The following is a 19,274-nucleotide window of genomic DNA, read 5'->3' as shown; positions in this document are numbered from 1 at the left end:
GGCTGTCAGCAAAAGCAGCCAGCGGCAAAGATTAGCGGTTTTTGCGGGCGCGTACGGCCAGCGCTTCCAGCTGGGCTGCAACGTGGCGTCGGGTATCTTCATCGGTCAGAAGAGCCGCTTCAGCATCAATCCGTGAGGCAGCCTGACCGATCATGATTTCTGGTTTGTTCAGCGTATCGGCATTGAGAAACACCAGGGTTTGACGCAGGTGATACTGCGCACGCGCGCCGCCAATCATGCCTGGCGAAGCGGTTTGAATGGCAACCGGCTTTCCGGCAAAAGGGTTTTCCGGCAGGCGGGAAAGCCAGTCGATGGCGTTTTTCAACGCGCCCGGTATGGAGTAGTTATATTCCGGCGTAACGATGATCACGCCATCGGCGGCGGCAATTGCTCTGCCCATGGCGACGACCGCGGCAGGAAAGCCTTCTGCCTGAAGATCAGCATCATAATGAGGCAGCTCGCCAACCGAGCCAAGCGGCGAAATCGTCACGCCTGCTGGCGCGAGTTGTGGCAACGTGGCAGCGACCGCCGCATTCAGTGAGGCTTTGCGCAGGCTGCCAAGCAGCGTGACAAACGTTAAGGATGAGGCTTCAGACATATCTTTCCCTTAATTATCCGTAAAATGAGTGGAGGATGAACAGTAAACGCAAGCGCCAGTATTACCCCGAGAGTCAGCCGCTGTCCAACTTCTCTCCCGGGCTTTATACCTGCCGGAGGGGAATAAACATTCTGTGCCGTAATCCGCCGGAACAGGGCGCAAAGATTGTCAGCCTGCGCCTGGAGGTATAATCTTAACGCACTTATTTTCCTCACTGGCAGCCGTTCCAGCCGGTGTTTCTCCGTTAAACCGAGGTTGTTTTGTCCAGTTACTCACCCAGCCAACGCCCAAGACGTCTGCGTCAGACCCCATCCCTTCGCACGCTTTTTCAGGAAACTTCCCTGAGCATCAACGATCTGGCGCTGCCGATTTTTGTTGAAGAAGGTCTTGATGATTACAAAGCTATCCAGGCGATGCCGGGGGTGATGCGTATTCCTGAAAAGCGTCTGGCTTATGAGATTGAGCGCATTGCAAAAGCGGGTATCCGCTCGGTGATGACCTTTGGCATCTCGCATCATACCGATGCAGACGGCAGCGATGCCTGGCAGGAAAATGGGTTGGTTTCGCGGATGTCGCGCATCTGCAAAGAGACGGTACCAGAGATGATCGTTATGTCTGACACCTGCTTCTGTGAATATACCACCCACGGTCACTGTGGCGTGCTGCACGACCACGGCGTGGACAATGACGCCACGCTGATAAACCTTGGCAAGCAGGCGGTGGCGGCGGCTCATGCAGGCGCAGACTTTATTGCCCCTTCTGCGGCAATGGATGGTCAGGTTGCGGCAATCCGTCATGCGCTGGATGCGGCCGGATTCACCGACACGGCGATCATGTCCTACTCGACTAAATTCGCTTCCTCTTTCTACGGCCCGTTCCGCGAAGCCGCAGGCACTTCACTGAAGGGTGACCGTAAAACCTACCAGATGAACCCGATGAACCGCCGCGAAGCGCTGCGCGAATCGTTAATCGATCAGGCTGAAGGGGCTGACGCGCTGATGGTTAAACCGGCTGGCGCCTATCTGGATATTATCCGTGACGTGCGTGACAACACGAATCTGCCGCTGGCGGCTTATCAGGTGAGCGGTGAGTATGCGATGATCAAATTCGCGGCACAGGCTGGTGCTATCAGCGAACGTGAGGTGGTTCTGGAGAGTCTGGGCGCGATTAAACGCGCCGGTGCCGATCTGATCTTCAGCTATTTCGCCCTGGATCTTGCGGAGCAGAAACTGCTGTAGTCGGGCGTTTCAAAAAAACTGGCCGCTGAGCCTGATGCCGGAAGTTTAAGGATCGCCTGAACGATCCGGCAGCAGGTGAAAAAGGGGCCATGTTCACTCTTCTTCTGAAGAAGACGGAAACGTAAATAAGGCCGTGAGTGACCGCTCACGGCCTTTAACATTTTGCCCTTCAGATGATTAATTATAGTTAAAACCCTTCCTCAAGAGCCTTCCCACCCACTGTAATGTGCCTGATAGTGACGATCGGCAATCGGCAATCGGCAATCGGCAATCGGCAATCGGCAATCGGCAATCGGCAATCGGCAATCGGCAATCGGCAATCAGCAATCAGCAATCAGCAATCAGCAATCGGCGTGTCGCGGATACCCCCGGCCAGTAAAACCAGGCAATCAAACTCCAGCATAAAACAGTCATCACAGGTTCTGGCAAACCCATATCCCTGCGGGATGCTTTACAGAGAGCAGCCCAACAGGCGCTGTGTTGAGCTGCAAAATGCGGATCGCGGACACCATGACATTTTCAGCGTTTCTATCTGGATGCTGAAATAAAGTCCGGCAGCGCGTTACGCTGGTAAAGAACCCTCGCCAGTTTTCATGATATTGGCGAAGTTCTGCACTTTATCAACGTAGGTTGAGTCGCCGGTACCGTACTTTGAAATATCGCTCAGATCCTGGGTATTGACGTTCAGCGGGCCGGAGTTATAGCCACGCAATGCAGCGCCTTCATTGCCGCCAAACTGCTCTTTCATATCCTTCATGTACATCGCGCCAGCCATGATGTTATCCGCGGGCTTGCTCAGGTCAGCATTACCCAGCTCATTCGGGTATTTCTGCTGTAGCTCTTTGAATGTACTTTCGTTCACCTGCATCAGACCGGCATCAGTACCGCCATTGCCGCCATTAACGGTGCTGGCACCAGAAATGCCGCGTGACTCCTGATATACCTGCGCAGCCAGGGTTGCGGCGTCAATGCCGCTGGCTTTCGAGGCTTTGGCCAGCGCACCGTCCAGTGTCACCATGCTTTCTGGCAGATGCAGACCGGTGCTTTGGCCGGTTGATACGCCGGTGCTGCCGGTGTCAGTACCGGTTGTAGCGGCTAGGGTGCCGGTCGCCGGAGGGCTGTCGGTCGAGGCTGCTGGTGTTGCTGCTGGCGTCGCCGCTGGTGTCGCTGCTGGCGTTGCTGTTGCTGCATCATTCATGCTGGCAGGCTGGCCGTTGTCCTGGCTGCCATCGGCACCGCTCTGCTGGCCTTTCATCATCTGCTGCATCATTTGGATCAACACCGACAAGATCATCTGCGTCATCTGCATCAACTGCGTCATCTGCTCGCCGTTGTCATTCTTAGTATCGCTGTTGGTCAGCTCGTCCAGGCTGGTACCCGCCGGGCCACTAAAATTTATGCTGCCGCCTCCCTGGGTTGATCCAGAGTTCTGAGACTTGCCTGAAAGTGTTTCTGAATCAAAACCGGAAAATTGCGGTGGGGGCAGTTGCGACACTCCACCTGAAGAGATTGAACTCATAGTTTTTCCTTAGAAATAGTACAGCGTTAAGGGTAGTAAACCGGAACGGGTCGTAGTTATGTGGCTGAGGAAACGGGAAGGTTCCTCTCTGGTAAAGGCAGACAGGAAAATAAGTAGCGGGCGATGACGGGTTAATACGGTAGAAAAATCAGCGATTTATTTTTAATAAAGAGATGAAGGCAGCAGCTGGTTATTCACTCAACGGAGCCTGTGAAATAGAAAAATTACAGAGTCCATACAGACTGGCTGTCAGGACAGGGGTTCCAGAGAGTATCAGGCGGAAATGATTGTCATGGCATTTACGGATGATTCACAGATAAGCAATCCCGACTGGTTCGGCACGGAAAACGTCACGCCCTCAGCAGCGGCAGTATTCACCGCCTCATTCACCCAGGGATGTACCGTGCGGTCAGCCACAGTCGGGCCTGTTCCGTCCGGCCTTTAGTCTGGTCAGGTCGCTCGACTGGAATTCTCAACGTGGCGATCATCATCTCCTTTTATCAGCGCCAGTGGCTCGTGAACATGTCAGGACATTGCTTATAGTGATTGCCCGTTTTCGACTGTAATGCCCTTTCTGATACTGGCAATAAAATTGTCACGGATCACATCCTCTTTGCTGGCGTTCCAGATGATGCCAACCTTCCAGCTTAATGACTTACCCGTTAACGGAATAATAAGCAGCTCTGGCGGCGCAATATGCATAACACTGTACGGCACAAGGGCAACACCTGTGCCCGAGATCACCAGCGCGATAATAGTTTGTATATCATCAGTCAGCTGAGTGGATGATATGAAAAGATCGTTGTTATGCAGAAAGCGGTCGATTTGCGCATTTAATCCACGTCCTCGCCCCGCATGAAGTCGCAACAGAGGGCGTTTTTTTAGCCAGTCAGCAGCAGGCCATGAGGGTGACGTTGCGGGTGCAATCAGAACCAACCGATCGGTAAACAATGGCAGATAATCAAGCGCTACGGGTGGAGGAACCCTGACTATCCTTTTAAAAACAATGCGGATCACCTTAAGTGACCCGCATCAGGCAAAACCTGGGTTTTATGGTTGAAAAGGGGATTAAACCACTACTTCAGCAATCCATTTTACCGACTTAATGTTGGTAAAATTGTCCACGTCTCCGACGATCTCATCAATATGACCAGCCATGCCTTTCTCCAGATCTTCCGTGGAACGGCAGAACAGATAGCAGGCGGCAACGTAGGGAGCCGGAGAACCATCCGGGCTGGTGAGGATTTTATCAATGCTGTATGAGAGCAGATAGTCGCCCATTCTGGCTTTGATCAGCGGTAAATGAACGTCACGATAGTAATCATGATCAAAATGGCCATTTTCAGTTGCGGGATAGAGCACGCTGTATTTAATCAAACCTTCACCTCATTACGTTGTCCGGATGCGTTTTTTGCACCATTCCCTCCATTATAGCGAGGATGCCAGCGATGCGATTAGCGCTCTGAGCCACTGCTGTGCGGCAGAACCCTCATTACGGCGGTGCCAGATCAGATAGAACGGAATAACCGGCAGCGGCAGCGGAGGAGGAAAGAAGAGTAACCGATCGGCCATCGCGGCATTGCGCGCCACACGTTTCATCACCGTGGTGCTCATCTCCGTGGCGGCCACGACGGCAGGCGCCGTGAACATTTGCGACAGCGTCAGCGCGCAGGTACGGCTTAATCCCTGCTGCGCCAGCGCGGCATCAACCACGCCGTAGCCATCACCCTCCGGGGAAACCAGTACATGCTTCAGCTTCAGGAAAGTGGGCAGATCCAGCACCGGACCGGCAGCGGGGTGATCGCGCCTTAGTAAGGTGACAAACTCATCCTGGAAAAGCAGACGGGAGAGGATCCGGCTATCCTGCTGCGTGGGCGGAATGCCAATCGCCACATCAATTTTACCGGCATCCAACAGCTCTACCGCGCTGTCACGATGGCTGAAAGCCACGACCTTAAGCATTGCACCGGGCGCCTGTTCCTGTAAGGCATGGCTCAGTTGCGGCAGCAGCACCACAGCAGCATAGTCAGAAAGACCCAGCCGAAAGGTCTGGCTGACCCTGGCCGGCTCGAAAGTGGGCCTGGCAATCAGCGCCGCTTCCAGCTGTTTGAGTACCTCCGCTATCGGTATCGCCAGCTCTCTGGCTCTGGCTGTGGGGAGCAGCCCCTCAGCGCTACGCTGAAAAAGAGGATCGCCAAACAGCGTTCTGAGTCGTCCCAGTGCCGCACTCATTGCCGGCTGGCTGACGCCAACGCGACTGGCGGCGCGGGTCACGTTGCGCTCTTCACTCAGGGCATTAAATGCCACCAGCAGATTCAGGTCGATGCCGTGGAAATCCATAAATCGTATAATTATCTATATCGGTTATTTGTTGGATTGATGATAGGCCGCGCTTTATGCTCAGGCAATCTTTTACTCATCAGGAGCAACACCATGAACCCCTCCGCTCAGCTGTCAGCAGAACGTATTGCTGTTGAAACGCTTTACCGCGCCTTTAATGAAAAGAACCCCGATTTGCTGGATGAAGTCGTTACCCCGGAGTGGCAGGATATTCCGCTGGCGCCAGGGCAGGGGCCAGGACCAGCAGGATTAAAACCCATTATCCTTGGCCTGATTGCAGCCTTTCCCGATGTGCATATTCAGATCCATGATCTGATCCAGACGCCGGGAAGCATTGCCGTACGCGCTGAAATTACCGGCACCCATCTTGGCTCCCTGATGGGGATCCCTGCCACCGGCAAACAGGTCAGCTTTGCTATCCATGAGTTTCACCATCTTACCGCAGGGCGGATCACCTCTACCTGGCACCTTGAAGAGTGGTTTGGTCTGTTCCGACAGCTGGGGCAATTCCCTGACATTAACGTTTCGTAACAGAGAAAATTCTTTTTATTGCGGGTAATGCCGCTGATTATCATCAGCCTCTCTTCTCTCTGTTCTGTTTTACCCTGACAGCGAAGGGATGCGCCGCCAGCACTGGCCTTACAGAGAGATCGCTTCCGGAATGTCAGCCCTGATATTCCGCTTTTATTTATATAGCCGGGGGGAGTATCCGCACGCACAGACTCCCGCCACGGCCTCTTTTACCGCAGTGCGCCCGTCTCTTTGGATCAGCAGGCTAGACTTAAGATGAACGCAAGCAGGGAAAGAACCTTCACTCCCCTGAATTTCAATCATCCTGCTGAGGAGAAATAATGAAAGCACTGATTTATAACGGACCTCGTGACGTTGTGGTAAAAAACGTTCCCGACGCCAAAATTGTTCGTCCAACTGACGTTCTTGTTCGCATCACTACCACCAACATCTGCGGTTCGGATCTGCATATGTATGAGGGGCGCACCAGCTTTGAACAGGGCCGGATCCTGGGCCATGAAAATATGGGGCAGGTGATTGAAGTCGGTAACGGTGTTGAGAGAGTCAAGGTGGGCGACTATGTTTGCCTGCCTTTCAACATTGGCTGTGGTTTCTGTGAAAACTGCGAAAAGGGGCTTACCGGCTACTGCCTGACCACCAATCCCGGCACCGCAGGTGCAGCTTACGGCTTCGCCGAGATGGGGCCGTGGGAAGGGGGCCAGGCAGAGTTACTGCGCGTGCCTTTTGCTGACTTCAACTGTCTTGTACTGCCGCCGGATGCTGTAGAGAAGGAAGAGGACTATGTCATGCTTTCTGATATCTTCCCTACCGGCTGGCACGCTACAGAGCTGGCCGGACTGCGGCCTGGTGAAAGCGTGGCGATTTACGGCGCAGGGCCAGTAGGGCTGATGGCCGCCCACTCGGCGATCATCAAGGGTGCTTCGCAGGTGTTTGTGGTGGATACCCATCCGGATCGTCTGGCGCTGGCTGAAAAGCTGGGTGCGACAGCGATTAATGGCGTAGGCGACGAGGCCGTTCAGCAGATCCTGGATCTGACCGATGGCCGCGGAACCGACTGCGGGTGTGAGTGCGTGGGCTATCAGTGTTGTAACAAGCACGGGCATGAAGATAATTCCGCAACCATGAACAGCCTTGTGGCCTCCACAAAGGCAACGGGCGGGATTGGTGCCGTCGGCGTATTCATTCCTCAGGACCCTGGGGCCGCCACCGAAATGGCCAAAGAGGGTAAAATGCCGTTTGATTTCGGCAGCTTCTGGTTTAAAGGGCAGTCCATCCGCACCGGCCAGGCAAATGTTAAGGCTTATAACCGTCAGCTTTCACGCCTTATCCATCAGGGCAAGGCGAACCCAGGACAGATTATTTCCCACCGTCTGAGCCTGGAAGAGGCGCCTGAAGGCTATCGTCATTTTGATGACCGCGACGAGGGCTGGACCAAAGTTATTCTTAAACCCTAGCCCGTCATGCCCGTTCCGGCTGGTTGCTGGCGGAACGGGCTTATTTATCTGTCACGCGGTGAAACTGAAGGTTGTAATCCGGGAGTTTCACCGCGATTCTGGCAAATATCTTTCATTCAGCCTTTACGGACTATCCCCCTTAAAGCGTCATCTCTTCTCCTGCCCAGACGGAGGGTTTGCGTTTCTGCCACGCAAAGGCCTGCTCCAGTTCTCCTGCTAATCTGAACAGCAAAGATTCTCCGCCAAAACCGGCAAAAAACTGTATGCCGATGGGTAAGTTTTGCGTTAAACAGAAACCTGTGGGCACCGACATAGCTGGCGTGCCGCAGACGTTGGCCAGCGCCGTAAAGGGCGAGCTATCAAAGACATGATGCATCCACTCACGCCCGTCCATGCAAGCCTGGCGCTGGTTATAGCTGCCGAGCCGGGAAGGTAAATCAGCAAGAGTGGGGGTCATCAGCAGATCGTATTTTCCATAAAACGCAGCCATCTTCTGGGTGATGATATTGCGCCTGTGCATTGCGCCCATAATATCCATTGCGGTCAGTTGATGGCCCAGTTGCCATAACGCCAGATTAGAAGGCTCAAGCGTTTCTTCATTCACTTGTCGATCGCTGCCTGCGGCCAGCGCATCAATCCAGGCTGCGGTATTGGCTGCCCAGAAGCAGCTGTTCATCTCTACAAAGGCATCCCAGCTCATCCCTGTATCGGGCACCACCTCCTCAACATGATGCCCCTGCGATAAAAGATGCCGCACGGTCTCCTCCAGGCTTGCCACGACCGCTGGTGAAGTGCGTTTTCCATTCAGGGGGTGCGTCAGTACGCCAATTTTCAACTGCCCCGGCCTTTCTGTGACGCAGGAAGAGTAACGTTGGCGGGGGGCTGAAATATGGAAGGGATCGCCGGCAACGTTTCCCTGAACTGCATCCAGTAATGCGGCGTTATCACGCACGGAACGGGTAACGAAACCGTGCACGGCAAGGCCTGACCAGACTTCATCCACATCCGGCCCCATAGAGATGCGCCCACGGCTGGGTTTAAGGCCGAAAAGCCCGGTAGCGGAAGCCGGAACGCGGATGGAGCCTCCTCCATCCGTGGCATGCGCCGCCGGAACCATGCCGGAGGCTACAGCAGCAGCAGAGCCACCGCTTGACCCACCGGCGCTGAACGCCGTGTTCCACGGATTACGCGTGACGCCACCGAAACGCGGTTCGGTTGTTGTACTCGCTGCCAGCTCCGGCGTAGCGGTGCGGCCCAGGGTCACCAGACCCGCCTGGTTCAGACGGATCATTAAATTTGAGTCGTGAGAGGAGAGGTTGCCTGCGGCCAGCCGACTGCCCAGTTCGTTTTTGCGCCCTTTAACCGTGATGCCCAAATCTTTGACCAGCATCGGAACGCCGCGAAATTCCCCCTGCGCGCTGTCCGGCGCATCTGGCCAGCACTCCACAACAGCGTTGAGCTGCGGGTTAACATTACCGATTGCGCTCAGTGCGGCGCTTTTTACCTCATCACAACTTACTTCACCTTTAGCGATAAGCTCTGCAAGGCCAACAGCGTCACAGGCGGTATATTCAGAAATTTTCATACGGCTCCGGGTTATTCAGCACGTCACTTTGAACGCATTATGATGTATACTAAGTAGTATATATCGATACCGGGTGGTATCATACGATACCGATTAGTATCATTGCAATGAGGATTATTATGCCCCGACTCAGCCAGCCCCGTTTGCCTCCGCGCGATCGTCTGTTACAGGCCGCAGAAGCACTCTTTTTTCAGGAAGGAATAGTACGCGTCACGGTAGATGCCATTGCGGAGAAAGCGGGTTCCACCAAGATGACGCTTTACCGCCATTTCGCCTCAAAAGAGGTTCTGGTGAAGGAGTGGATTACGCTGTTGACGGAGGATTACAGTGCCATATTTGATGAGCTGGCCAGGCAGTTTCCGCACCAGCCGCAGCAGCAAATTATGGGCTTCGTGCGTTTTATCACCGATAACCTGGATGATACCCTGCAACGCGGCTGTCCTTTCACTAACACCCTGGCGGAAGCGGGCGATCAGTTCCCGGAAGTTCGCACATTGATCGTTGCGCATAAGCAGCGGCAATATCAGCGGCTCTGCACCCTTTGCCAGCAGGCGGGCATTACCGAGGCTGAAAATCTGGCAAAAGAGATTACGTTGTTGCTTGAAGGCATGCAGGTAGTGGCACAAAACGGCGGTTTTACCGATCTGGTTACCTTTACCACGCACTTGATTCAGCAGAAGCTGGAAGCGGCGGCAGGCTGAGGCTGCCCTTTAACGAAAGGCAGCCAGCCGGTGCAGCCATAATCGATGCCGGCTGGCTGAAATGCGCGTGATTGCTGTTAGTGAGCTGGCATCTGCCTTATCTGCTCAGCATCAGCGGGTAAGAACTATTTGTCCTTTAGCCCACTTTCGGCAAATCTTTAAAGCTGGTGGTATAGGCGGGCGACAGCATCTCGCGCTTCATTGACCACTCCTGTTTGATCCCCTGACCAGCGAACCAGACGCGGTTGCCGCTTTTCTCGTTTAATTTATCCAGGACGGCCATCAGCTTTTCGCTGTGGGGTTTGGGCTGGAACTCATCAAACAGATTGAGCTGGGCCACGCCCTGAGTGAAAAAATCCCCAAGCATAATGCCCCCCTTCATATAGCGATGGCCTGGCCGCCAGATTTTGTCCAGACAGCGGATTGCCGCGCTGATGATGTCGCGGGTGTCCTGAGTCGGCGACAGCAGTTTATAGCTGGCGGCGTTAGTGTAGTAAGGGTGCTCAGGATCGTGCGGACTGGTGCGGATAAAGGTGCTGATCTCCCGGCAGTAGCGCTGCTGACCACGCAGTTTTTCCGCCGCGCGGACGGCGTAGCTACAGATGGCTTCATGCATCTCCTGATAGTCGGTAATACGGCTGCCAAAAGAGCGCGAGCAGAGGATGTTTTGTTTGGCAGGCTGAAGGGATTCCAGCTCCAGACAGGATTCGCCGCGCAGCTCTCTTACCGTGCGCTCCACTACCACGCCAAAATGCTTGCGGATCAGCGCCACCGGCGTGTCGGCCAGCTCAAGAGCGGAGTGGATGCCCAGGTTTTCCAGCTTTGCCGCCAGCCGCCGTCCAATGCCCCAGACCTCAGCCGCAGGCAGCAGCGCCATCAGCTTGCGCTGACGGAGAGGGCAGGAGAGATCCAGCACGTGGCCGGTTTTGGTCCACTTTTTGGCGGCAAAGTTCGCCAGCTTGGCCAGGGTTTTGGTCTGGGCAATACCCACGCCGACCCGCAGATGGGTATCCTGCCAGATCTTCTGACGCACCTGATGGCCAAATGTCTCCAGCGGCAGGCAGTTGCTGATGCCGGAGACGTCCAGAAAGGCTTCATCAATGGAGTAAATCTCAATGGCTGGCGCCAGTGCCTCCAGCGTACTCATCACCCGCTGGGACATATCGGCATAGAGCGTATAGTTTGATGAAAATACCGTGACGTTATGGCGCTGGATCTGGTCGCGTATTTTAAAAAAAGGCGCGCCCATCGGGATATCGAGCTTTTTCGCTTCCCCGTTGCGGGCAATCACGCAGCCGTCGTTATTGGAGAGCACCACCACCGGTTGCCCCAGCAGATCCGGGCGAAACACCGTCTCGCAGGAGGCGTAAAAACTGTTAACGTCTACAAGGGCAAACATGGTGTTTTGCCTGCTTTGAGAGGGAAAAACATGGCTTTCGCACCGGGCAAATCTACTTCACGCTGGCGGAAGGCAGAGAAGCCATCCGGGCAGGAGAGGCGCGCCATAAAAGGTGCGGGGGGAAGCGAAAATAAATGCTGAGCAGAGCGTGTAACTGACATAACGATCCTCCTTTTTACTGTGTTTATATACAGTATGGCGAAACGCCGGAGGCAATCAAGCGGAGCGGTAAAAATTCAGTAAGAAACGCAGAGCCTTTGAGGCGAGAAAGGAGAGCTACGCGTTATTAAGGGATAAAGGGGCGGACACCAACAGAGTGAGCGAAAAAAATCGCCGCATAAAGCGGCGAGGGTAGAGTATCAGACGTTAAGGTTGTCAGGCATTGCCCAGCCAAGCGCCTCAACTATTGCCCGGCGATAGGGCGTAGTCAGCTGAGCCGGAACACGTTCGATATAGCGCCGTGCATGGTGCCGTTTTTCGCCTTCCAGTCCACTGAGATAGGCTATCGCTTCCTCTGCTGAGGGGATTTTCCCTTCCACAGAATCACTTCTGGCTGGCAGTGCGGTCCAGATCACCGCCTCGATGCCTCTGGCCTTTGCCCACTCCGCCAGAATACCCACCGGCCGTTCAGTCACTGTCAGGCTGCCAACGCCATCAGGCCGACTGGCGGGGATCCCTTCCCGCAGAGTGAGCGCGTGCCGTGCTGCCGCCAGATCCTCTGTCCCCAGCCAGGCCCACAATACCGGTAAAGGTGCCGCATTCACGCAAATTGCTGTCGCCAGCTCTCCTGCCTCACCAATCCGGCAAAACTCAATGGGTAGGGCAGGGCCATCCATCTGCCATTCCCCTTTTACCGGTAACTGTTCCTGTTTCCAGATAAGCGATCCCCACCCCAGGCAAGCAATCTTCATGTTTTCCCTTTCTCTACATCACTAAATGGCGGATAAAACATCCAGTTTAGTAGGGCGTTCCTGTTTTTGTCGATGCGGAGAGCAGCGCTTCTGCCGCTTTTTTACCGGCCAGAAAAGCATGATCGGAATTGTAATATTCCCATTCGCTGTATCGTCCGGAAAGGGTGATACCGTACTGGCTGAGCCATTGTCGAATTTTCGTTACGTTTGCCTGACGCTGATGGTCGTAAATCACATAGGCGCAGGGAATATCGGTCTGGGAGGCGGTAAGCACCTCATCATCCGCGGTAAAAAGCCCCACCCGGATGCAATCCTCAATGCAGCGCTGGTTCAGCGCCTCCCCGGTTAAAGGCAACGGAGAATCTTCGGTATAGGTCATCTCGCAAGTAAGCCCAAACCCATTTTCCGGATTGCAAAATGGGCTGGCATTGCCCTGCATAAAGACGCGGTGGAAGAGCGTATCCCCCGGATAGTAAACCCAGTGCTTATCAGTAATATTCGCCCGTCCGATCCCCAGGTTCACGCAGCGTACGGAAGTGAACTTAAGTCCTGCCGCCGCCTCCCTGATCTCCTGTGGCGCAGATGTTCCCATCATCCTGATTAATTCCGGTAAAGGTAAAGTGCTGATTAACGACTCATACTGGTAGCGCTGCCCGTCGGAGAGGATCACTCTGCGTTGTGCCGGATGGATGCGTACAATTTCCGCGCCTGTTTTCAGCGTCCCTTTTAATAGCGGCAGGAAACCTGACATCAAAGCCTGGAAACCGCCCTGGAGAGGATAGGCGAAGCGGGCATTCGGCCCCACCGGCTTGGCAGAAGGTTCCAGCGCACCCTCAATAATCTGCGCCAGGTCGGGCAAGGGCACACGTCCTCCCAGCCAGGAGGTTTCCATTTCATTAAGCGGCACTTTCCAGATCTTTTTGTTGTAGGGAATGGCGAAATGTTTGGCGATGCCGGCGCCCCAGGTACGATAAATAAACGACTCGAAATCAGGGCACTCTTTATCTTCAGGCGTAAGTGTGCAGTCGCCCGCTGCTGAAACAGTGCCATCGGCACAACAATCTTTATCTGCCAGGTCACGAACCGCTTTCAGATCCGTTCTTCCGTAACGAGCCTCAATGGCTCCCAGCAGGCACTCTTTAATCACTGAAGCTGGCAAGCCATGTAACGCGCCCTGGAAAGGGTAACGGGTATAGACGCCATCGATCCAGACCCAGGCTTCACGGTTTTGCCAGTGCAGATTTTCACCTAATAAAAGGGTGTACATCTCCAGCACATAGGGATCGGCAGAAAACATAATATGGCCAGCGTAATCAAAGACAAATCCCCGATCGTTTACCGATCGGCACCAGCCTCCCACGGCATCGTTGCGCTCAAGGATTACCGCCTCTTCGCCAAGATGATAAGCGGCGCTAAGGCCGGTAGGACCCGCACCCAGAATCAGATACTTTGCGGAGAGCGGGCGCTCTTCATGGGCTGAAAAGAGATTAACAACCGAATTATCCTCAGCAGCGAGGTAATTTGCCTGCTTATGCTGTAGGCGTTTTCTTGCCGCTTCATCAATCAGATCTTTCATTTGTGCGGCGGTTTTTAACCAGGAACTTCTGCCGACAATATCCCGCATTCTCTGCCGCATGCTGCGGATCTCTTTCCCCGTCATCATTAAAGCCTGCTCACAGCCAGAGATAAAACTGGCGGTATCAGTAGCGATAAAAATAAGATCGCCATAGAGCATATCCACATCTTTTATCGCCGTGCTGACGACCGGCAGTTCCGCAGCCATATATTCCAGCACTTTTGTCGGGCTGATAAATTGAGTGGACTCATTAAGGGCAAAGGGCATCAGACAGACATCCCAGTCCGCCAGAAACTGGGGCAGTGCCTGATAAGGCTGCTGGCCGAAATAGTGAATATTGCTGGCTTGCGGCAGGGAAGAGGGATCTATTTTGACCACCGGGCCGACATAAATAAATTCCCACTCAGGATGCGCCGTCGCTAAAGCGGCTATCAGCGTGAGATCCAGACGTTCATCTATAACGCCGTAATAGCCCAGTCGGGGATGGCGCATCTCCTGTTGCAGAGGATGGCCATTCCCTCTGTCCAGCGCCTGCTCGAAATGAATGGCATCCACGCTGCTGGGAAAACAGTGAATATTGCTATGCAGCGATTTTTTGGCTGCAAAAAGGCTTGGCCCGCCGGTAAAAACAATATCGGCACGGCTGAAAAGCTCTTTTTCCCGACTCAGTAAATCGAGTGGAGCATCTTTAAAAGCGGAGAGCTGATCCATGCAGTCGAAGACAATTAAACCCGGTTCCACCGCTTCCATCAGCGGCAACGCCAGCGGCGTATAAAACCAGACGTATGGGGCCTCTTCATCCGCACAATATTCGCCGATCAGGGGGCGCATCTCCGCTATCTGCTCGTCGCTGAAACCGGGCGAAGAGAGCGCTGTGTGAGGGCGTGCCACGGTAATATTGGGTGCAGGCTGGGAAAGGTGTAGCCCGGACGGCCCCTGTTCATACACAGGCTCTTCAACATACAGAATGCGAAAGTGGGGGGCCAGCAAGGTTAAAAGATGCTGTGGACGCTGATAAACAAAATCCCAACGCAGGTGGCTGAACACTATCATTAAAGGGGGCGTCATTTTTCTCTCCTCACTTTTTCGGCTTATGCGGTAATGATGTTCCTGAAAATGCTGAAGAAAATTTCTGGCATTAAGAATGGCATCTGCATAAGGTTGATTTAAGGTTCTTGTAAACAGGCCGGTAGTAAAAGGGGCGACATCCCATATGCCGCTGTGATGCCAGATATCGCTGTTTTCCCAGTCATGGCGGTCAATCGCCGGATAGAGGCATATTCCCAGTAACTCTGTTCCCTGTAGCAGAGCGTGCGCGACTTCGGCGGTAATATGATTCAGCCAGGCACCTCTGCCGCTGCCGGGGTGACTGGTTTCTGCCAGCAGGATCGGGCGCTGATAGCGTTGGTAAAGTGCGCCGAGCAGGCGATGCAGCGGTTCGCGGCGGGGATCGCCCAGATGCCACCAGAGGCGGCGATGCGTGGGGAGTTCCCACTGGTTATTGTGATAATAGTTGGCGCCGATAAGGTCCAGATACCGGGGCGCGCCGCCTAATTCAGGTTCAAGACGCCCGCACAACATATCCCATGCCTGGTACTGAGCATCGCTTTCGGAACGGGCCAATTCCTGTAGCGCGTCGTCGGGAGCCACGATATGAATAACAGGGTCGCAGTGCAGGATGCGGGCGCGCGGGTCCGCGAGCCAGATAGCATCGCAGGCGGCGATGGCAGCCCTGACCAGTAAGCGCTTAATAACCATCCCTTCAGGCAGCGATTCAGCCTCAGAGAAGGGGAAAAAGCCTACCGAGAGCGCCCAACTGGTAAAAGAGATCTCGTTTATCGGAGAATAGATGGGGGCATCGTCATAAAACGGGGCCAGAAAACGGGCCAACGCACCTGAAAACTCAGCAAAGCGCTGAATAAAAACCGCCTCAGAAACCAGCGCTTCCGCCGGAAAACCATAATGGCAGATCGACCAGGTTATCTGGATGCCAGCTTTTCTGGCCGCCCTTATACAGCGCTCAACGGCAGAAAAATCATAACCTGAACGGGTAACACACTGTCGCCAGCCAGCGCTCTCCCGCACGGTGGTAATGCCTAACTCAGCCAGTGAAAAATAATCTTCCTCTACTTTACTCTGGTGCCCATTGGTAAAAGTCATCGATAAGGGTATTCCCTGCCGCGTTATATGATCTGCTCCCTCAAAGCCCGCCTGCCAAAAGGATGAAAATGGTGTCATATTTTATTCCAGCTAAAAATAAACTTGCCCACGAAAATCCCGGTCAGGACCTTTTTTATTTTAAGTCCTTTACGCTTTAAAATGAGGCGCAGAGTCCTCATGTTCAGGAGGGGATTTTTAATAACGTCAGGAAATCGATTCTTTGAGTATTAGTCTGAGGTTTGAAAATTACAAATGCAGCAGCAGAAATAAGTTAAATTTTCAGAACTTAATAAATCGGCTGGTTATTAATATTATTGTTTACAACAGGATAGGAGCGGGGTGGTAGCGGGGTTTATTCTGACGCTTTAAAGCGTGACCCTGGACACGGTTTAAAATTATCTCCAGCAAAATCAGGCGGCGTAATAGCTTTTTTTATTATAAATCAAAGGTAAGCTTTAAATATCTCTGAAGAGCACGCATTACATTAAAATAGTTAATGCATTCGACTTTTTGTCGTCCCATTTATAATTAAATAGCAGCCTTATCAGTTAACTTTAACAAGTGAGAGTGCGTTATTTTATGGCCCTGGAATGGCGGAATAATGCCTGACTTAAACAGCTAAAAATAAGTTTGTTTACAGCTCAACAGGGTAAAGTGCGTAACCCGTAACCCGTAACCCGTAACCCGTAACCCGTAACCCGTAACCCGTAACCCGTAACCCGTAACCCGTAACCCGTAACCCGTAACCCGAAAGCGACAACCCTGCTGACAGAGACATCTGCTATTTTCTTTGCGTAGCAGGACGTAAGAACATCATTGACAGGGAAAGCATGGAAAAGATCACCAGCGCGACAGTAGCGCTGCTTTGCGCAGAGATCAGGCCAAACAGCGTGGCGCCAACAACCTGACCCGCGGCCAGCATAAAAAAGACCACGCTGGCACCGGTCGCCGGGGCCTTCTCCAGGGCGGAGACGCCACAAACCAGCAGGACGCCAGTCAGGGTGATATAGCCCAAGCCACAGAGAGCAACCGCAGGAAAAAACCACCCTGACAGCTGGTGGCTGAACGCCAGCAAAAGCAGGGGAGCAGCCATACAGAGCTGAGAAGCACGGTAAACCTGGTGCAGACCAATGGAAGAGGCAACCGGGCCGGTCAGCACGCCCAGGATCCCCGCTGCACCGCTAACCAGCCAGAGCAGATTTGCGGTACGGGCATCGACGCCAACGTGATGACGCAGGATCTCGGGGCCAAAACTCCACCAGGCGGCGCTGGCCATTCCACTTACAAAGGCAATAATCATCAGGCGTACCAGCGCCCGGCAAAAAAGGGTTTCCCGCCAGCTTCCCTTCTCTTCACCCAGACTCACGCTTTCACGCGGCAGCCAGCGCAGGGCGGGAATGGCACAGAACGCCGCCAGCAGGGCAAAAATCCAGCAGGCCATGCGCCAGCCACCCGGCACAAAAAAGAGTACCGGCACGGAGAGAATGATGCCGGCGCTGGTTCCGGCATTAATCAGGGTATTCATCCCCGGCTGCTGTTTTTCGCTAACCACCCGACTTACCGCGTCGGCAAGGGAAGGCGAGGCGAGGCCGGGGCTTAAACCGGCAATAAAAATTCCGGCAGCAAGCCCTGCGGGAGCGGACGAGAGTGCCAGCACAATCAGACCGACTGCGGCAAACCCTGCGGCTGCGACCGCCATCAGACGGGGGCCTGCGCGCCTGGCCAGAAGCGGTGAAAAGAGGATGGTCAGGCAATAAGCAATAAAGCTACAGGCAGAAAGCAGGCCTGCTACCCGTGGCGTGAAGGGAATATCGCGTACCACATCCGGCATCATCAGCCCCCAGGAGAAGCGGGCCATACCGTAGCTGACGGCAATCAGCGAAAAGCCGGTAATGCCAAGCGTCAGGACGCTTTTCATCGCTTCACCTCTGGCCTTGCAATCAACCGACTGGCCGCGTCTCCGGCATGGCGGGCGGCGTCTGTGCCTACCACCAGCGCAGTGGTAACAGCCCCTTCAAACAGCATCCAGAGCGCATCAGAAAGCGCATCGTTTTCCTCTCCCTGCGCGTGGCTGACGCAGGCCGCGATGTACTTTCTTAGCGTGTAGCGATAGTCGAGGGCGAGCGCTGCCAGGATAAGATCCTCTTCAGCATACTCGCCCCAGGCTTTCATAAAGAAGCATCCCAGCGCGCCCTGTTCCTGCATCCATTTACCCAGCACGATAAACAGCTGGCTTACTGCCTCCGGATGCGTGGGGTGAAAGAGATCGGCAAAGAATCTTTCACTTCTTGCCGTCATAACCGCACTGGTGAGCACCTCCCGTGAGGGAAAATAGCGGTACAGCGTCCTGGTGGAGACCCCCGCTTCGCGGCAGATCCGGTCCGTGCTGGTGGCATGGAAGCCGTTGAGATAGAACAACCGCTCGGCGGCCTCGAGGATATCTTGTTTTTTATTCATCCTTAAAAAGTAAACCGATCGTTTTACTTTTGCAACCTGCACCGGTAAAAAGCGGCTCAGCTCCTGCCTGCCGCATTTCCTTATGGCAGCCCTGGCCCGCTACCGCGCTGCATAAATAATGTAAGTAATCACGCCAAAGATGTTCAGGCCCTGTTCATCATCAATATCGATAGAGGGATAGCTGGGGTTCATGGAGAGCAGCCTGACGCAGGGGGTAAGCTGTAGCTGTTTCAGGGTAAATTCGCCATCAATGGCCGCAATCACCCGGTCGCCATGCTGCGGCTTCAGCGAGCTGTCCACCACCAGCAGATCGCCGTCGTGAATATTGCCCTCGATCATCGAATTCCCGGCAGCGCGAAGAAAGTAAGTGGCGCTGGGATGAGTGACCAGCAGCTCATTCAAATCAATTCTGGACTCAACATAGTCTGCTGCCGGGCTGGGAAAGCCACAGGCCACGCGCTCGACATACAAGGGCAGCGTCAGGGAAAGCGGGGCCTCAGCCAGCTGATAGATATTCATTATTATTACTCAATGTTACTGTGTATATGTACAGTATTATCAATTACGCCACCTGATCAAGTGCTTAGTAAGGAGAAATTTCTACTCTTCTGTTCCCTGAGAAAATTTAGCGATTGCTGGCAGCCGTTTTCAGCCCTTCTGCCAGGAGAACAGCAGCCAGAACTTTTAGTGGCAGGCTACAAAGTGAACAGCAGGTTAATTTGTAAAATTCCAGTAAAAAGTGCCTTCGGTGACTGCATCTACTGAAGGTTTTATCGGCAAAGCCGATACCAGTGCTGAAGGGAGG

At 53.9% G+C, this 19,274-nt stretch carries 18 protein-coding genes and 1 pseudogene; 5 read left to right on the top strand and 14 right to left on the bottom strand.

The window, feature by feature from the left end; all coding sequences use genetic code 11:
- Positions 1-31 precede the first annotated feature (31 nt).
- On the bottom strand, positions 32-598 hold the full coding sequence (locus AAH450_RS06885) for an NADPH-dependent FMN reductase (RefSeq protein WP_342909511.1): 567 nt from the start codon (positions 596-598) through the stop codon (positions 32-34).
- A 260-nt stretch (positions 599-858) separates the two neighbouring features.
- Between AAH450_RS06885 and hemB the strand changes: the two genes are divergently transcribed.
- Together hemB and AAH450_RS06875 are read left to right on the top strand one after the other, a co-directional pair.
- Positions 859-1,836 (top strand): porphobilinogen synthase, encoded by a 978-nt coding sequence (gene hemB / locus AAH450_RS06880; RefSeq protein WP_342909510.1) that lies wholly within the window; start codon positions 859-861, stop codon positions 1,834-1,836.
- A gap of 236 nt (positions 1,837-2,072) precedes the next feature.
- On the top strand, positions 2,073-2,384 hold the full coding sequence (locus AAH450_RS06875; protein WP_342909509.1) for a hypothetical protein: 312 nt from the start codon (positions 2,073-2,075) through the stop codon (positions 2,382-2,384).
- A gap of 14 nt (positions 2,385-2,398) precedes the next feature.
- On the opposite strand, the gene AAH450_RS06870 is transcribed toward AAH450_RS06875, so the two are convergent.
- The 5 genes and pseudogenes from AAH450_RS06870 to AAH450_RS06850 form a co-directional block, all read right to left on the bottom strand.
- Positions 2,399-3,355 carry a lytic transglycosylase domain-containing protein gene (locus AAH450_RS06870; protein WP_342909508.1) on the bottom strand — a complete coding sequence of 319 codons (957 nt, stop codon included), beginning with the start codon at positions 3,353-3,355 and terminating at the stop codon, positions 2,399-2,401.
- 336 nt (positions 3,356-3,691) lie between these two features.
- Positions 3,692-3,849: pseudogene (locus AAH450_RS06865) on the bottom strand (phage integrase family protein); the annotation flags it as partial.
- Positions 3,850-3,892: 43 nt separating this feature from the next.
- Positions 3,893-4,372 carry a LysR substrate-binding domain-containing protein gene (locus AAH450_RS06860; RefSeq protein ID WP_342909507.1) on the bottom strand — a complete coding sequence of 160 codons (480 nt, stop codon included), beginning with the start codon at positions 4,370-4,372 and terminating at the stop codon, positions 3,893-3,895.
- Between the two features lie 51 nt (positions 4,373-4,423).
- Positions 4,424-4,732, bottom strand: a complete 309-nt coding sequence (locus tag AAH450_RS06855; protein ID WP_342909506.1) for an EthD family reductase — start codon at positions 4,730-4,732, stop codon at positions 4,424-4,426.
- Between the two features lie 51 nt (positions 4,733-4,783).
- Positions 4,784-5,695 (bottom strand): LysR family transcriptional regulator, encoded by a 912-nt coding sequence (locus tag AAH450_RS06850; RefSeq protein ID WP_342909505.1) that lies wholly within the window; start codon positions 5,693-5,695, stop codon positions 4,784-4,786.
- A 93-nt stretch (positions 5,696-5,788) separates the two neighbouring features.
- On the opposite strand from AAH450_RS06850, the gene AAH450_RS06845 reads away from it, so the two are divergent.
- Together AAH450_RS06845 and AAH450_RS06840 are read left to right on the top strand one after the other, a co-directional pair.
- On the top strand, positions 5,789-6,226 hold the full coding sequence (locus tag AAH450_RS06845; protein WP_342909504.1) for an ester cyclase: 438 nt from the start codon (positions 5,789-5,791) through the stop codon (positions 6,224-6,226).
- A 320-nt stretch (positions 6,227-6,546) separates the two neighbouring features.
- Positions 6,547-7,680: a glutathione-independent formaldehyde dehydrogenase gene (locus tag AAH450_RS06840; RefSeq protein ID WP_342909503.1), complete on the top strand. Its 1,134-nt coding sequence runs from the start codon at positions 6,547-6,549 to the stop codon at positions 7,678-7,680.
- 139 nt (positions 7,681-7,819) lie between these two features.
- On the opposite strand, the gene AAH450_RS06835 is transcribed toward AAH450_RS06840, so the two are convergent.
- Entirely contained in the window at positions 7,820-9,265 is a 1,446-nt protein-coding gene (locus AAH450_RS06835) for an amidase (RefSeq protein ID WP_342909502.1), read from the bottom strand.
- A gap of 119 nt (positions 9,266-9,384) precedes the next feature.
- Between AAH450_RS06835 and AAH450_RS06830 the strand changes: the two genes are divergently transcribed.
- Complete coding sequence (locus AAH450_RS06830; protein WP_342909501.1) at positions 9,385-9,966, top strand: TetR/AcrR family transcriptional regulator; 582 nt, start codon at positions 9,385-9,387, stop codon at positions 9,964-9,966.
- Between the two features lie 136 nt (positions 9,967-10,102).
- On the opposite strand, the gene umuC is transcribed toward AAH450_RS06830, so the two are convergent.
- The 7 genes from umuC to umuD all read right to left on the bottom strand — a co-directional run bounded on the left by umuC (position 10,103) and on the right by umuD (position 18,988).
- Positions 10,103-11,365 carry a translesion error-prone DNA polymerase V subunit UmuC gene (gene umuC, locus AAH450_RS06825; RefSeq protein WP_342909500.1) on the bottom strand — a complete coding sequence of 421 codons (1,263 nt, stop codon included), beginning with the start codon at positions 11,363-11,365 and terminating at the stop codon, positions 10,103-10,105.
- The gene (locus AAH450_RS06820) at positions 11,350-11,526 is read right to left on the bottom strand and encodes a hypothetical protein (protein WP_342909499.1); all 177 of its coding nucleotides are present in this window, start codon (positions 11,524-11,526) and stop codon (positions 11,350-11,352) included. The genes umuC and AAH450_RS06820 overlap by 16 nt, the downstream gene beginning before the upstream one ends.
- 198 nt (positions 11,527-11,724) lie before the next feature.
- Positions 11,725-12,276 (bottom strand): hypothetical protein, encoded by a 552-nt coding sequence (locus AAH450_RS06815; RefSeq protein WP_342909498.1) that lies wholly within the window; start codon positions 12,274-12,276, stop codon positions 11,725-11,727.
- Positions 12,277-12,322: 46 nt separating this feature from the next.
- Positions 12,323-16,090, bottom strand: coding sequence for an FAD-dependent oxidoreductase (locus tag AAH450_RS06810; RefSeq protein ID WP_342909497.1), 3,768 nt, complete (start codon positions 16,088-16,090; stop codon positions 12,323-12,325).
- A gap of 703 nt (positions 16,091-16,793) precedes the next feature.
- Complete coding sequence (locus AAH450_RS06805; RefSeq protein WP_342909496.1) at positions 16,794-17,930, bottom strand: MFS transporter; 1,137 nt, start codon at positions 17,928-17,930, stop codon at positions 16,794-16,796.
- Complete coding sequence (locus tag AAH450_RS06800) at positions 17,927-18,469, bottom strand: TetR/AcrR family transcriptional regulator (RefSeq protein WP_342909495.1); 543 nt, start codon at positions 18,467-18,469, stop codon at positions 17,927-17,929. Before AAH450_RS06800 ends, AAH450_RS06805 begins: the two co-directional genes overlap by 4 nt.
- Positions 18,470-18,568: 99 nt before the next feature.
- Positions 18,569-18,988 (bottom strand): translesion error-prone DNA polymerase V autoproteolytic subunit, encoded by a 420-nt coding sequence (umuD, locus tag AAH450_RS06795; protein ID WP_342909494.1) that lies wholly within the window; start codon positions 18,986-18,988, stop codon positions 18,569-18,571.
- Positions 18,989-19,274 lie beyond the last annotated feature (286 nt).

The organism is Erwinia magellanica (assembly GCF_039023495.1).
Classification (GTDB): domain Bacteria; phylum Pseudomonadota; class Gammaproteobacteria; order Enterobacterales; family Enterobacteriaceae; genus Erwinia.
This window is presented reverse-complemented; position numbering and strand designations above follow the sequence as displayed.

What these genes read in the sequence shown, in the direction of transcription:
- AAH450_RS06820 (WP_342909499.1), bottom strand. Translation starts at nt 11,526, where the DNA reads ATGTCAGTTACACGCTCTGCTCAGCATTTATTTTCGCTTCCCCCCGCA.
- AAH450_RS06845 (WP_342909504.1), top strand. Translation starts at nt 5,789, where the DNA reads ATGAACCCCTCCGCTCAGCTGTCAGCAGAACGTATTGCTGTTGAAACG.
- AAH450_RS06840 (WP_342909503.1), top strand. Translation starts at nt 6,547, where the DNA reads ATGAAAGCACTGATTTATAACGGACCTCGTGACGTTGTGGTAAAAAAC.
- umuC (WP_342909500.1), bottom strand. Translation starts at nt 11,365, where the DNA reads ATGTTTGCCCTTGTAGACGTTAACAGTTTTTACGCCTCCTGCGAGACG.
- AAH450_RS06800 (WP_342909495.1), bottom strand. Translation starts at nt 18,469, where the DNA reads ATGAATAAAAAACAAGATATCCTCGAGGCCGCCGAGCGGTTGTTCTAT.
- AAH450_RS06815 (WP_342909498.1), bottom strand. Translation starts at nt 12,276, where the DNA reads ATGAAGATTGCTTGCCTGGGGTGGGGATCGCTTATCTGGAAACAGGAA.
- AAH450_RS06810 (WP_342909497.1), bottom strand. Translation starts at nt 16,090, where the DNA reads ATGACACCATTTTCATCCTTTTGGCAGGCGGGCTTTGAGGGAGCAGAT.
- umuD (WP_342909494.1), bottom strand. Translation starts at nt 18,988, where the DNA reads ATGAATATCTATCAGCTGGCTGAGGCCCCGCTTTCCCTGACGCTGCCC.
- AAH450_RS06870 (WP_342909508.1), bottom strand. Translation starts at nt 3,355, where the DNA reads ATGAGTTCAATCTCTTCAGGTGGAGTGTCGCAACTGCCCCCACCGCAA.
- AAH450_RS06885 (WP_342909511.1), bottom strand. Translation starts at nt 598, where the DNA reads ATGTCTGAAGCCTCATCCTTAACGTTTGTCACGCTGCTTGGCAGCCTG.
- AAH450_RS06835 (WP_342909502.1), bottom strand. Translation starts at nt 9,265, where the DNA reads ATGAAAATTTCTGAATATACCGCCTGTGACGCTGTTGGCCTTGCAGAG.
- AAH450_RS06850 (WP_342909505.1), bottom strand. Translation starts at nt 5,695, where the DNA reads ATGGATTTCCACGGCATCGACCTGAATCTGCTGGTGGCATTTAATGCC.
- AAH450_RS06805 (WP_342909496.1), bottom strand. Translation starts at nt 17,930, where the DNA reads ATGAAAAGCGTCCTGACGCTTGGCATTACCGGCTTTTCGCTGATTGCC.
- AAH450_RS06830 (WP_342909501.1), top strand. Translation starts at nt 9,385, where the DNA reads ATGCCCCGACTCAGCCAGCCCCGTTTGCCTCCGCGCGATCGTCTGTTA.